Origin of the sequence: Pseudomonas sp. TWR1-1-3, assembly GCF_049896805.1 — a bacterium.
GTDB lineage: Bacteria > Pseudomonadota > Gammaproteobacteria > Pseudomonadales > Pseudomonadaceae > Aquipseudomonas > Aquipseudomonas bubulae.
Map to the genome: position 1 here is coordinate 1,117,260 of NZ_JAFCUZ010000001.1, position 12,663 is coordinate 1,129,922.

Below are 12,663 nucleotides of genomic sequence, written 5' to 3' on the forward strand. Positions count from 1 at the left end.
GCCGCGACTCGACTTAAGGACTAATGCTCAGGTTATAAAAAGCGCTGCATATCAACTTGCACAGGGCTTTTTCACGCAATGGCCGCAGCGCCCCCTACTTAAGTGGTAAGCACAATTAACAAGATCGACCCCAGCATCAGCATTCCTTGATCTGCTCCCACAAGCGGGCGACCTGCTCGGCGCTGTCGGCCCTGATTCGGGCCAGATCCAGGGGGTAGTCCACCCCGGGATTCTCGACAAACCGCGTTGCCGTGAACTGACCATTGCTGGCCCGCAGAATATAGCCGCTGTCCTGGCACTGAGCCGAGGCCAGAAAGATCACACCGGGGGTCACCCACTGGGGCTTGAGGTTGTCCGGTTCGCCGTTAACGCCCCACATCCGGGTCTTGGCCACCGGCGCTACTGCGTTCACCAGGATGCCATCGGCGGCACCCTCCCTGCTCAGGGCATTCATGATGCCCAATTGTGCCATCTTGCCGGCGGCGTAGGCGGTCAGGCCCGGCTGGGCATAGGGCTGGTACATGGCCCGGTCCGAAGAGGTCAGCACCACCCGCGCCGCCGATGATTGGCGCAAGTACGGCCAGGCATGTTTGCACAGCCAGATCGGGCTATACACATTGATCCCCAGCGCGCGCTCGACAAACTCAGGCTGCGCTTCTTCAATAGCCTGGTAACCGACCCAGCCCGCGTTGTGGATCACAATATCCAGCCGCCCGAACGCTTCGACGGCCGTTTCGACCAACTGCCGGCAACCCGTCTCGCTGACCAACTCACCGTGATGACCGATCACGCTGTAGCCCTGGGCTGCCAGCGCTTGCGCGGCGTCATGGGCAACGGATGCATCTGCTGCTGCGCCTTGCCTGTCTGCGCCAATATCACTGATCAGCACATGGGCGCCCAGCCGTGCCAGCTCCCTGGCATAACTCAAGCCCAGGCCCCGGCCAGCACCCGTTACAATTGCGGTTTTGCCGTTAAAGTCCATAAGGATGCCCTCTTGATTGATACTTCACCGTAACAATCAAAAGGCGCGTTGTTTAATACCGTTCAACAGGCCCGTTGATACCCGCTGCCTATCAGCCCCTCTGTGAGAGCGGCGGTGTTCGCAGATAACCCCGTTCAAAGGAAGGAACACTGCACATGATCGAAACCCGACTGCTCCGTCAGTTCATCGCGGTGGCTGAGGAACTGCATTTCCACAAGGCCGCCGTGCGCCTGCACATGGCCCAGCCACCCCTGAGCCAGGCGATCAGCCGACTGGAAGACAAGCTGGGGTTAGCCCTGTTCACCCGCAGCAGGCGCGAGGTCAAGCTGACGCCCGCAGGCCAGGCCTTTTTGCAGGCGGCCTGTCGCACACTCAAGGAACTGGAACAGGGGGTGGAGTACGCCCGCCAGGTGGCGCAAGGGGTAGCCGGTGTGCTCACTGTCAGCGCGGTGTCTATCGCGTACTACGAGCCGTTGCTCAACAGCCTCAGGCAGTTTCGCCAAACCTTTCCCCAGGTCCAGCTGGTGATCAAGGAAATGCCTTCCTCCAGCCAGGCCGAGGCGCTGCTGGCTGCCGAGACCGATATCGCCTTTATGCGCAAACTGCCCTTCATCGCAGCCGACATCGAATCGCGCCTGTTGCTCGACGAGGCCATTGTCATGGCCCTGCCCCTGGATCATCCCAAGGCGCAGTCAGGGCCCATCGAGCTGCGCGATTTTGCTGACGAAGACTTTGTCTTTACTCCACAAGCCCTGGGCAGCGGCTATCACGGCCAGTTGATCGGCCTGTGCGAAAACGCCGGGTTCTACCCCAGGGTGGTACAGGAGGCCGCACAGCTGCATACCCTGATCGGCCTGGTAAGTTGCGGTTTTGGCGTGGCCCTGGTGCCGCAATCCCTCGCCGGCTCGACGCTGCGCGACAAGGTAGCGTTCCGTCCGATCCGGCCGCTGACAGGCGCTGCCAACCCGACCATCGGCCTGTACATGAACTGGCATGCCCATAACCCGTCACCGCTGATACAGCACTTTATTGCCATGCTCGATGGCAACACTCAACCCTGAACAGGCTCAGCGAACCCCTTCAAGTAAACTTGCTGGCATGGCTGCGCCGCATGAGTCGAGACTCAAGCCAGCAGTTCGCTGATCCATCTGACCTGTCGGGCAATTTCCTCCACCCGGGCTTCGGGCACGGCCTGGCGCGCCAGGGCAAGATTGCTCAGAACCTTGCGTTTTTCACCCAGCATACGTTGCCACTTACCCAGAAACAGCGGGCTGCGCGCCTGCATCTGGAAGGGGCCAAAGTACAATTGCTCGGCGGTATAGCTCACCGGTCCGATGCGTTCGGCGACGATGATTTCGTAGTAGAAACGGTTTTCCCGCAGCAGTTCTTCGCAAAGGATGTGGTAGTGGTTTTCCATCAGCCATTGCCGTAAAGGCTGCTCGCCGCCGTTGGGTTGCAGGATCAGGCGCTCCCGTCCGCTCAGGTGTGCCTTGCCACTTGCAAGAATATCGCGGATGGTCTCGCCGCCCATGCCGCAGATGCTGATCGCCGTAATCTCGTCCTGCGGCCTGATCGCTGCCAGGCCACTGGCATGGCGCACGCTAATGCGTTGCTCGAAGCCGTTTTCGCGCACGGTACGCCGGGCCGCCTGAAAGGGCGTCAGGGCCACCTCGCCCGCCACGGCGGCGGCAATGGCCCCCCGACGCAGCAACGCCACCGGCAGGTAGCCGTGGTCCGAGCCGATATCGGCCAGCCGCGCACCTGCCGGCATATGGGCTGCCACGCGCTCCAGACGCATGGACAATGTGTGTTCGTTCAACTGCTGTTCCTTTTCACCACGGATGCCCGCCAGTGTGGGGGGCGGCACATGATGCGCGGTGAGCAGGCCCGGGTAAAGCACCGGCACACGCTGCCCCTGTGGGAGCGGGCTTGCTCGCGATACCGCCGGCAAGCCCGGCTCCCAGCTTTACCGGGCACGTCTTGCGGGGGATCAAGGTTGATATTACATATGGATATCCGTATATTCGAATTTCCATATGTATAGACAGAGAGTCACCATGCTCAGTCCCGCCGCACTGTTCAAATGCCTGTCCGATGAAACCCGCGCCAGGGCCACCTTGCTGATCGCCCGTGAGGGCGAGCTCTGTGTATGCGAACTGGTCTGTGCCCTGGATGAAAGCCAACCGAAAGTTTCCCGCCATCTGGCCCAGCTTCGAGGCTGCGGGTTGCTGCTCGACCGCCGCCAGGGGCAGTGGGTGTATTACCGTCTCAACCCGCAACTGCCGGACTGGGTGCGCAGCGTTCTTGAAACCACCCTGCTGGCCAACACCGAGTGGCTTGCGCACGACAGTGCCCGGCTCACTGCCATGGGCGAACGCCCGCTCAACACCACTGCCTGCTGCTGAGACGTCCGATGCTTATCGCCTTCGCAATTTTTTTGGTCACTCTGGTTCTGGTCATCTGGCAGCCCAAGGGCCTGGGGGTGGGCTGGAGTGCCTCACTGGGTGCGGTTGTGGCACTGCTTGCGGGGGCGGTATCACTGCACGATATTGCCCAAGTGTGGGCCATTGTATGGAATGCCACGGCCACTTTTATCGCCGTGATCATCATCAGCCTGTTGCTCGACGAAGCAGGTTTCTTTCAGTGGGCGGCCCTGCATGTGGCCCGCTGGGCCAAGGGTGATGGCCGCCGCCTGTTTGTGTTTACCGTGCTGCTGGGGGCCGGTGTATCGGCACTGTTTGCCAATGACGGCGCGGCACTGATCCTGACCCCCATCGTGATCTCGATACTGCTCGCCTTGCGCTTTTCTGCCGCCTCAACCCTGGCGTTTGTCATGGCCGCAGGCTTTATTGCCGATACTGCCAGCCTGCCGCTGGTGGTGTCGAACCTGGTCAATATTGTCTCGGCCGACTACTTCGGCCTGGGTTTCAGCGCCTATGCCGCGGTCATGGTACCGGTCAACTGCGTTGCAGTCGCCGCCACGCTGCTGGTGTTGTACGGGTTTTTCCGCCGCGATATTCCACGCCACTATTGTCTTGATGAGCTGCCCGAACCACGAAAGGCCATACGCGACCCGTTGACGTTTGCTGTCGGCTGGGGGGTTCTGGTCTTGCTGCTCACAGGCCTGTTTGCACTGGAACCACTGGGCATTCCAGTCAGCGCGATTGCTGCAGTGTGCGCCGCCCTGCTATTCGCTGTGGCTGCGCGCAGCCACGTCATTTCAACGCGACGGGTGTTGCGCGAAGCTCCCTGGCAGGTGGTGACGTTCTCACTGGGCATGTACCTGGTGGTGTACGGGCTGAAAAATGCCGGGCTGACCCACCACCTGACGCTGGTTCTCAATCAGTTGGCCGAGTCCGGCCTTTGGGCCGCCACCCTGGGCACCGGCGTGCTCGCCGCACTGCTGTCTTCGGTGATGAACAATATGCCCGGGGTCTTGCTCGGCGCGCTGTCAATCCAGGCCAGTGATGCCAGCGGGGTGATCCGCGAGGCGATGATCTACGCCAATGTCATCGGCTCCGACCTGGGCCCGAAAATCACCCCCATCGGCAGTCTGGCCACCCTTCTGTGGTTGCATGTGCTGGCACGCAAGGGTATTCGCATCACTTGGGGTTACTACTTCAAGGTGGGGCTGATCCTGACCCTGCCGATTCTGCTTGTCACCCTGTCTGCCCTGGCTTTGCGCCTGAGCCTTTAATACCACCGCAAAGAGCAACTACCATGCGTGTTCTGTTTATGTGTACCGCCAATAGCTGTCGCAGCATTCTGTCCGAAGCCATGTTCAACCATCTGGCGCCGCCAAGGTTCCAGGCCATCAGTGCGGGCAGTTTTCCCCGGGGGCAGGTGTTGCCCCGCAGCCTGCTCACCCTGCAAGAAGCCGGTATCGGCATAGACGGCCTGAGCAGCAAGGGCAATGACGCCTACGAAGACAACCCGCCGGATATTGTCATCACCGTCTGCGACAAGGCCGCCGCTGAGGCGTGCCCGGTGTATTTCGGCCCGGCCATCAAAGCCCACTGGGGGTTGGCAGACCCTTCAGAGGTCAAGGGTGACGAGGCGACCGTAACCGCCGCGTTCCACGCCACCCTGGCGCATATCGAAACGCGCTGCCGGGCCTTTTTCGCCCTGCCCTTTACCCGGCTTGAGCCCGCGGCACTTAAACGCGAACTCGACCGTATCAGCACCCTGTAACCGGAGCCACCATGAGCGACACACTGCCCAATCTCGACACCACATTGATTTCTGCCAAAACCGTGCAACCCGCTAGCCCGCACAAACCACGCATCCTGTTGTTATACGGTTCGACGCGGGAGCGCTCGTTCAGCCGCCTGCTGGTAGAGGAAGCGGCCAGATTGCTCGAACACTTTGGCGCCCAGACTCGGATCTTCAACCCCTCGGGCCTGCCGCTGCCCGATGACGCCCCGAATGATCACCCCAAAGTCCAGGAACTGCTGGAACTGATGCAGTGGTCTGAAGGGCAAGTGTGGTGCTCGCCGGAACGGCATGGCGCGATGTCAGCTGTGTTCAAGGCGCAAATCGACTGGGTGCCTCTGGCATTGGGCGCGGTACGCCCGACTCAGGGCAAAACCCTCGCGGTGATGCAGGTGTGCGGCGGCTCCCAGTCATTTAATGTGGTCAACCAGTTACGCGTGCTGGGTCGCTGGATGCGCATGTTCACCATCCCCAACCAATCCTCGGTGCCCAAGGCCTATCTGGAGTTTGACCAGCATAACCGCATGAAACCGTCTGCGCTGTATGACCGCGTGGTTGATGTCATGGAGGAACTGGTGAAGTTCACCGTATTGCTGCGCGATCGCCCGGACCTGGTTGACCGGTATTCCGAACGCAAGGAGTCGGCGCAAGAACTGAGCCAGCGGGTCAATCAGCGCTCAATTTGAACAGTGGCTGTTGTTGAAGAAGTCGACGCGCGCCTCGACTTCTTCAACCTGGTCATTTACAGATGCCTGAACACCGCAGCCGCGATCACCCCTGCGGCAATTGCCGGCAGCGGCTTCTTGAGCAGCAGCATCACTGCTGCGGTGGTCAGCAAGGCCAGTCGTGCGCCGTTATCGCCGTTGAGGGCCAGGGGCGCGAGCAAGGCGACCAGCACCGAGCCCGACATGGCGCTGATAAATTGCTGCACCCGGTAGTTGATGGGCACGAAGGACATCACGAAAACGCCCCCCAAACGCGTAATCAACGTGACCACAGCCATAATCAGAACAATGATGAAGGTGCCGTAACCGGCGGTATCGATGCTCATTTTTTCTTCTCCATCCACACCGCACCCAACACCCCGCCCGCCAATGCGCCGACCACCACATGGCTGTTTTCAGGCAAGTAGCGGTACGCCAACAGCGACGAGGCGCCCGCCACGCACCAGATAATCAGCATGCGCAGGTTTTTTTGCCCGCCGATTACCATCGCCAGCAGAAAACAGCCCATCACCATGTCCAGGCCCAGGCTGACCGGGTCTTCAATTGCGCTGCCGAAGTACACGCCCAGCCAACTGCCCAGCACCCAGGCCGCCCACAGGGCTATGCCACCGCCCAGGATCAGGCCGATGCCCGATTTGCCGCTGTTGAATGCCTGCATCGACATTGCCCAGTTGGCATCCGAGATCACCATCATCACTCCGTAGCGCTTGGCCGCAGGCAGCTCGCGCAGCCAGGGATACAAGGTCGCACCCATCAGCAGATGGCGGGCATTGATGGCAAACACCGTGACGATCAGGGGCACAACCGGGACCTGCGCCCCCCAGAGATCAAGGGCACCAAACTGCGAGGCCCCGGCAAATACCAAAGCGCTCATCAACAAACTGGCGCTGTTGTCCAGACCGGTCTGCGCGGCAGCCAGACCGAAGGCCACACCGAACACCACCACAAACATGGAAATGGGCAACAGCTGCTTGAAACCATCCCCTACCTCGGCCCAGTTCAGCTCGACCACGCTTTTATCACTGCTCGACAACACACCACCCCTTCTGCGCTACGCCACACTGTTTTTATGCCCGCATTATGCGGGGCTGAATCTAATGCACAACAGTGCGCAGGTGTGAAAGGTGTCGCAATGTCAGGGTTGGCGCGGCGTTTTCAGACAGGCCCGGCTATTTGTGCCCGGGTTGCGTACGAACCCCTCGACCACGATATACAGCAGCGGGCCGATGGCGACGAAGACCGCGGTCAGCAGCAGGTACGGCAGCACACTGGCCAGCGAGCGGCCTTTACCGCGTGCATCGCGGTACATCCACACGCAAGCCAGCGCCGCCATCAGGTACAGGTCGATCACCACTTGAGCCGTGTCCGGGCTGGCCATCAGTTCCAGTCCGAAAGCTGCAAGGGACTGGTGGGCGGTCAACATCGTGAAGATTGTGTAAGCAGAGAACCCGAGCAACGCGGCAAGGGCGAGACAGGATTTTTTCATTAGCATTTCCGAATCGACGAAGTGGACAAGGCTCCAGTTAGTGATACTTTTCCCCCACCGGCAATGACCTCACAGGTCATGGACTCAGCCTTTTGCCCCTGCCAGAGTTTATGGATGAACAACCTGACCTTTCCCCGCATCAACACCCCGACAACCGCTGGCCCGCAGCTGCGTCTGCTGCGCCGTCAGGCCGGTATGAGCCAGCTGGAGCTGGCCTTGATCACGGGTATTTCCCAACGCCATTTGAGCTGCATCGAAACCGGGCGCGCCAAACCCGGCCCCGGCACCTTGCATAACCTGCTGATGGCCCTCGAGGTACCGCTGGAGCAGTGCAACAGCCTGTTTCTGGCCTCGGGTTATGCGCCGCGCTACGAGACAACGCCGCTCTCTTCGCCGGCCATGGAGGCCGTACGTGAGGCCATCAGCCATGTGTTGCACGCCAACAACCCCGCCCCGGCGATTGTGTTGGGCAGCCACTGGCAGGTGCTGGATGCCAACGCCAGCACCGCAGCCCTGTTCAGCCTGGTCGGACTGCCCGCAGACGCGGCCCGGGACTTGAACCTGCTGACCACACTGCTGCAACCCGGCGGCCTGGGTGATTACCTGATCAACCCCGAAGAAATAAGAACCCTGGCCTGGCAACGGGCGACACGCGAGGCCCTGTCCAACCCCGTACTGGCCAGTCTTATGCAAACCCTCAGCGCCCCGGACACCCTCGCGGCCCTGCCCCGGGAACTGCCGCCACTGGTCTTGACCCGCATTGCCTGCGCCCATGGCGAGCTGAACTTCATGTCCACCTTCACCACATTCGGCATGCCGCTCGATATCACCGTAACCTCAATGCGTATCGAGCATCTGATCCCGGCGGATGCACAAACCTGGCAGATCATGACAGCGGCTTATGAGCGCTCACGGGGCTGAAAATCCGTCAGTCCTGGCAAAAACGGATGCGGTTGCCAAACGGGTCATGAACCTCCAGCACCCGCCCCCAGCCCTGCTGGACAATCTGCGGGCGGCCATAACCGTAGCGCTTGGCCATTAGCTCGTCGTGCAGCAACTCGATATTGTCCATGGGTACGAATACCGTGGAGCCGGGGCTGGCATCGCCATGATGCTCGGAAAGATGCAGTTGCAAGCCGCTGCGGCTGATGCCCAGATAGAGCGGCAAACCTGCTTCGAAGCGGTGCTCGAACTCAACGCTGAAACCCAGGAAATCCAGATAGAACTCTCGGGCCTTGGCCTCATCAAACATCCGCAATATCGGAATCGGCCTGTCGAAGCTAATTGCCGGCGCAGCACTCTGCACAGGCAGCCGTGCGCTGGCCGTATTCCAGTCCTTGTAACCCAGTTGCCTGGCAACCAGTTCAAGGGCGATGGCATGGGTGACTTCCAGATTGCGCGCCTGCAGCGAGGTTCGCAGGCTCTTGGCCATCTGTTTGGCTTGCTCGATTGACAGCATCAGTGCTCCCGGGGGCGAAGGCTTTTGGTGCTCGCGTTGCCAAACCTCGACCGTCAAGAGAGAGGGGAAAAGGCAGATAATCATGCTTTCACCTTCCCATGGGGAGCGAGCGGCGGGCAGCATCGGCCAGTGCCGATAGTACACAAGCCCTGCACCGGGTTACAGCCTCAACGCCCCTGCATGACATATGCTTGAAAGCACCTTCAGCGATCACTCAGGCAAATCCATGGGCTCGACTTTCTATTCAAGCTGGACATTCTGGGCATTGCTATCGGCGGTGTTCGCTGCCATGACGGCGATTTTCGGCAAAATTGGCATTACCGGCATCAACTCCGATTTCGCCACCTTGCTGCGTACCGTCGTCGTGCTGGTGAGCCTGGCACTGATCCTCTACGCAACCGGCCAGTATCAGTCGCTGGGCTCGATTTCGGCGCGCAGCTATGTGTTTCTGGTGCTCTCGGGGCTGGCCACCGGGGCCTCGTGGATCTGCTATTACCGAGCCCTGCAACTGGGCCAGGCGTCACTGGTGGCGCCGGTGGACAAACTCAGCGTGGTGATCGTGGCCGTGCTGGGCGTGACGCTGCTGGGTGAAAAGCTCGATATTCGCCAATGGGCGGGGATCAGCCTGATTACCGTGGGTGTGGTGTTGCTGGCGTGGCGGCGATAGGTGCCCTTTGGCACCACGACACTTTCAGACAGATACGCGGCCCGGGGAGTGACTTTTCCTGCAAGCCAATCCTAGTATTGCCGCGCGTCACCCTGCCGCAAAAAAAATAACGTATGGAAACTCAGCAAATGCCCTTCACCCGTACCCTTCTTGCCCTGTCTTTGGGCATGGCTTTAATGCACAACCCGGCCTTCGCCGCCCCGCCGCTGTCGATGGTCGATGGCGTTGCCCAGGTCAATACACAGGACAGCAATGCCTGGGTCGAGATCAACAGAGCCGCGTTCGTCCACAACATTGGCGTGTTGCAAGCGACTGTGGGCGACAAATCGAAAATCTGCGCCGTGCTCAAGGCCGATGCCTACGGCCACGGCATCGGCCTGCTGATGCCTTCAATCATCGCTACCGGTGTGCCTTGCGTTGGCGTGGCGAGCAATGAAGAGGCTCGCGTGGTACGTGAAAGCGGCTTCAAGGGCCAACTGATCCGTGTGCGTACGGCAGCACTCAGCGAGCTGGAAGCGGCGCTGCCGTACAATATGGAAGAGTTGGTAGGCAACCTTGATTTCGCCGTCAAGGCCAGCCTGATTGCCGAAAAACACGGCCGTCCGCTGGTGGTGCACCTGGGCCTGAACTCCAGCGGCATGAGCCGCAACGGCGTGGAAATGACCACCGCCGAGGGCCGCCGCGACGCGGTCGCCATCACCAAGGTGCCGAACCTGGAAGTGCGCGCGATCATGACCCACTTCGCGGTAGAAGACGCCGACGATGTGCGTGCAGGGCTCAAGGCGTTCAACGAGCAGGCACAATGGCTGATCAATGTTGCAGAACTCGACCGCAGCAAAATCACCCTGCATGCGGCCAACTCGTTCGCCACCCTGGAAGTGCCGGAATCGCATCTGGACATGGTTCGCCCGGGCGGTGCGTTGTTCGGCGACACGGTGCCGTCGCACACCGACTACAAGCGCGTGATGCAATTCAAGTCCCATGTCGCCTCGGTCAACAGCTACCCCAAGGGCAACACCGTGGGCTATGACCGCACCTGGACGCTGGGGCGCGACTCGAAACTGGCCAATATCACCGTGGGTTACTCCGACGGTTACCGCCGTGCCTTTACCAACAAGGGTATCGTGCTGATCAACGGCCATCGCGTGCCGGTGGTGGGCAAGGTCTCGATGAATACCCTCATGGTCGACGTTACAGACGCGCCGGATGTCAAAAGCGGCGACGAAGTGGTGTTGTTCGGGCAACAGGGCAAGGCCGAAATCAGCCAGGCGGAAGTTGAAGACATCAACGGTGCATTGCTGGCCGACCTGTATACGGTGTGGGGCAACTCCAACCCGAAGATCCTGGTCGAGAAGTAGGGCCTGCATAGAGCTTGTAGAGACTCTGTTGCAGGTCAAGCCCTAGTGTGGGAGCGAGCCTGCTCGCGAACGACTTCGCGAGCAGGCTCGCTCCCACATCTGACACAGCGCGAAACATTCCCGAGCATACGTTAATGAGAAGCGCTATCATTGCGATCCTTGTCAGTGTCTGCTCCGGGATTGCAATCGATGCTCACGTCCTCCCCTTCCTCACGCCGTGCCGTGGGTGAACTCTATGTTCAGCATCACGGCTGGGTGGTGCAGTTGCTGCGCCGCAAGCTGGGCAATCAGGAGCAGGCTCTGGATCTGGCCCAGGACACGTTTGTACGCATGCTGCGTACCGACACACCCGCGCCGCTGCGCGAACCCCGGGCCTATCTCACCACCATTGCCAGCCGCCTGTGCGGCCAATACTTCCGTCGTCAGGCGCTGGAGCGGGCCTATATGGAGTCCCTGGCGCTCCTGGAGCCGCAGCTTGTGCCCTCCCCGGAATCTCGCCTGCTGGTGTTGGAGGCACTGGACGCCGTCGGCCAGGTGCTCGATGGCCTGGGCGCAAAAGTGCGGGAGATTTTTTTACTGTCGCAACTGGACGGCCTGACCTACCCGCAAATCGCCGAACGCATGGGCCTGACCGTCAATGTGGTGCAAAAAGCCATGCTCAAGGCTTACCGACACTGCTACAGCGCGGTCTACACCGGGTGAGTCTGTTCGAGCCCGCCAACACCCAGCGCCTCGACCAGGATGTGGTCGAGCAAGCCTTGCAGTGGATGGTCACCGTGCAATCGGGCGTCAGCACCGAGGCCGAGCTTCTGGCCTGCCAGCATTGGCGCGCGCAATCCGCGCAACATGAACTGGCCTGGCAGCGCCTCACCGGGCTTAATACCGACATTCGCGACAGCACCCGCATGCTGCCTGCCGCCGGTGCCCGGACGTTGCTGCGCTCGCGCAATGCCCCGGGCAGACGCACGCTGCTCAAGGGCTTTGCCGGCCTGGGCGTGATGCTGGCCACCGGCTATGGGGTGCGGGAACGGGTGCTGCTGCCAGAGCTGTTCAGTGACTATCGCACCGCCACCGGCGAGCGGCGCCAGTTAACTCTGGCAGAGGGTGTCGACCTGACCCTCGACACCCACACCGCCCTCGATACCCGCACCACCGCCGCTGGCACGGAACTGTTCCTGAGCCTGGGCCGCGTGCTGGTCAGCGCTGGCGATATCAGGCTCAGCACCGCCAATGGCCAGGTGCTGCCCGCGCCCCGCTCACGCCTGGTGATCAGCCACAACCTGCCGTGGCAGGCAGGCACCCAGGTCCAGGTGCTGAGCGGCAGTGCATCGATCAAGCTGGCACGGGGCGACAGCTTGAGTCTGGATGCCGGCCAGCAGGTAACGTTCGACAGCCAGACAGACAGCACACCGCGCCCGGTCACGGTCGGTGCCGATGCCTGGGTCAACGGCCTGCTGATCGCCGAACGCATGCCACTGGGCCAGGTGATTGCCCAGCTCAACCTCTACCGCCGTGGCGTGGTGCGCTGCGACCCGCAAGTCGCGGCATTGCGGGTGTCGGGATCGTTCTCCATCGACCGCCCCGATGCCAGCCTCGACCTGCTCACGCGGGTGCTGCCAATCCGCGTGAAGCGAGTGTTTGGCTACTGGGCCAACGTGGTCGCGGCCTGAAAATAATTATTTTCAATACCGCCGGCAGTTTTTCTTATCTGGTGCATCAAGTTCAGGGAAGACGCTGATTAACAGCGCAACGCCGACCCTTTTCACACATGGAC

At 60.9% G+C, this 12,663-nt stretch carries 16 protein-coding genes; 10 read left to right on the plus strand and 6 right to left on the minus strand.

What is annotated here, in order from left to right; genetic code table 11:
- Window positions 1–136 precede the first annotated feature (136 nt).
- Window positions 137–982 (minus strand): SDR family NAD(P)-dependent oxidoreductase, encoded by an 846-nt coding sequence (locus tag ACP7BE_RS04920; RefSeq protein WP_095000104.1) that lies wholly within the window; start codon window positions 980–982, stop codon window positions 137–139.
- 155 nt (window positions 983–1,137) lie between these two features.
- On the opposite strand from ACP7BE_RS04920, the gene ACP7BE_RS04925 reads away from it, so the two are divergent.
- Window positions 1,138–2,043 carry a LysR family transcriptional regulator gene (locus tag ACP7BE_RS04925; RefSeq protein ID WP_095000103.1) on the plus strand — a complete coding sequence of 302 codons (906 nt, stop codon included), beginning with the start codon at window positions 1,138–1,140 and terminating at the stop codon, window positions 2,041–2,043.
- Window positions 2,044–2,105: 62 nt separating this feature from the next.
- Here the strand turns inward: ACP7BE_RS04925 and ACP7BE_RS04930 are convergent, their stop codons facing one another.
- Window positions 2,106–2,801 carry a tRNA (adenine(22)-N(1))-methyltransferase gene (locus ACP7BE_RS04930; protein ID WP_095000614.1) on the minus strand — a complete coding sequence of 232 codons (696 nt, stop codon included), beginning with the start codon at window positions 2,799–2,801 and terminating at the stop codon, window positions 2,106–2,108.
- Between the two features lie 238 nt (window positions 2,802–3,039).
- On the opposite strand from ACP7BE_RS04930, the gene ACP7BE_RS04935 reads away from it, so the two are divergent.
- Genes ACP7BE_RS04935 through arsH form a run of 4 tightly spaced genes read left to right on the plus strand, consistent with a single transcriptional unit; the run spans window position 3,040 to window position 5,880 of the window.
- On the plus strand, window positions 3,040–3,387 hold the full coding sequence (locus ACP7BE_RS04935; protein ID WP_095000102.1) for a metalloregulator ArsR/SmtB family transcription factor: 348 nt from the start codon (window positions 3,040–3,042) through the stop codon (window positions 3,385–3,387).
- 8 nt (window positions 3,388–3,395) lie between these two features.
- Entirely contained in the window at window positions 3,396–4,679 is a 1,284-nt protein-coding gene (locus ACP7BE_RS04940) for an arsenic transporter (RefSeq protein WP_095023340.1), read from the plus strand.
- A gap of 23 nt (window positions 4,680–4,702) precedes the next feature.
- On the plus strand, window positions 4,703–5,173 hold the full coding sequence (locus ACP7BE_RS04945; protein ID WP_426104968.1) for an arsenate reductase ArsC: 471 nt from the start codon (window positions 4,703–4,705) through the stop codon (window positions 5,171–5,173).
- Window positions 5,174–5,184: 11 nt separating this feature from the next.
- Window positions 5,185–5,880: an arsenical resistance protein ArsH gene (arsH, locus tag ACP7BE_RS04950; protein ID WP_095000099.1), complete on the plus strand. Its 696-nt coding sequence runs from the start codon at window positions 5,185–5,187 to the stop codon at window positions 5,878–5,880.
- Between the two features lie 56 nt (window positions 5,881–5,936).
- On the opposite strand, the gene ACP7BE_RS04955 is transcribed toward arsH, so the two are convergent.
- The 3 genes from ACP7BE_RS04955 to ACP7BE_RS04965 all read right to left on the minus strand — a co-directional run bounded on the left by ACP7BE_RS04955 (window position 5,937) and on the right by ACP7BE_RS04965 (window position 7,405).
- Entirely contained in the window at window positions 5,937–6,245 is a 309-nt protein-coding gene (locus tag ACP7BE_RS04955; protein ID WP_095000098.1) for an AzlD family protein, read from the minus strand.
- The gene (locus tag ACP7BE_RS04960) at window positions 6,242–6,952 is read right to left on the minus strand and encodes an AzlC family ABC transporter permease (RefSeq protein WP_095000613.1); all 711 of its coding nucleotides are present in this window, start codon (window positions 6,950–6,952) and stop codon (window positions 6,242–6,244) included. Before ACP7BE_RS04960 ends, ACP7BE_RS04955 begins: the two co-directional genes overlap by 4 nt.
- Before the next feature lie 102 nt (window positions 6,953–7,054).
- Window positions 7,055–7,405: a DUF2834 domain-containing protein gene (locus ACP7BE_RS04965; RefSeq protein WP_095018497.1), complete on the minus strand. Its 351-nt coding sequence runs from the start codon at window positions 7,403–7,405 to the stop codon at window positions 7,055–7,057.
- A 114-nt stretch (window positions 7,406–7,519) separates the two neighbouring features.
- Between ACP7BE_RS04965 and ACP7BE_RS04970 the strand changes: the two genes are divergently transcribed.
- Window positions 7,520–8,326: a helix-turn-helix domain-containing protein gene (locus tag ACP7BE_RS04970; protein WP_240043282.1), complete on the plus strand. Its 807-nt coding sequence runs from the start codon at window positions 7,520–7,522 to the stop codon at window positions 8,324–8,326.
- A 7-nt stretch (window positions 8,327–8,333) separates the two neighbouring features.
- Here ACP7BE_RS04970 and ACP7BE_RS04975 read toward each other — a convergent pair whose 3' ends face one another.
- On the minus strand, window positions 8,334–8,864 hold the full coding sequence (locus ACP7BE_RS04975; protein WP_095000095.1) for a glyoxalase superfamily protein: 531 nt from the start codon (window positions 8,862–8,864) through the stop codon (window positions 8,334–8,336).
- Window positions 8,865–9,090: 226 nt separating this feature from the next.
- On the opposite strand from ACP7BE_RS04975, the gene ACP7BE_RS04980 reads away from it, so the two are divergent.
- The 4 genes from ACP7BE_RS04980 to ACP7BE_RS04995 all read left to right on the plus strand — a co-directional run bounded on the left by ACP7BE_RS04980 (window position 9,091) and on the right by ACP7BE_RS04995 (window position 12,559).
- The gene (locus ACP7BE_RS04980; RefSeq protein ID WP_095000612.1) at window positions 9,091–9,531 is read left to right on the plus strand and encodes an EamA family transporter; all 441 of its coding nucleotides are present in this window, start codon (window positions 9,091–9,093) and stop codon (window positions 9,529–9,531) included.
- Between the two features lie 128 nt (window positions 9,532–9,659).
- Window positions 9,660–10,889: an alanine racemase gene (alr, locus tag ACP7BE_RS04985; protein WP_095023335.1), complete on the plus strand. Its 1,230-nt coding sequence runs from the start codon at window positions 9,660–9,662 to the stop codon at window positions 10,887–10,889.
- Between the two features lie 189 nt (window positions 10,890–11,078).
- Window positions 11,079–11,591, plus strand: a complete 513-nt coding sequence (locus ACP7BE_RS04990) for a sigma-70 family RNA polymerase sigma factor (protein WP_095000093.1) — start codon at window positions 11,079–11,081, stop codon at window positions 11,589–11,591.
- Window positions 11,588–12,559, plus strand: a complete 972-nt coding sequence (locus tag ACP7BE_RS04995; protein WP_426104973.1) for a DUF4880 domain-containing protein — start codon at window positions 11,588–11,590, stop codon at window positions 12,557–12,559. Before ACP7BE_RS04990 ends, ACP7BE_RS04995 begins: the two co-directional genes overlap by 4 nt.
- The last annotated feature ends 104 nt before the right edge of the window (window positions 12,560–12,663 follow it).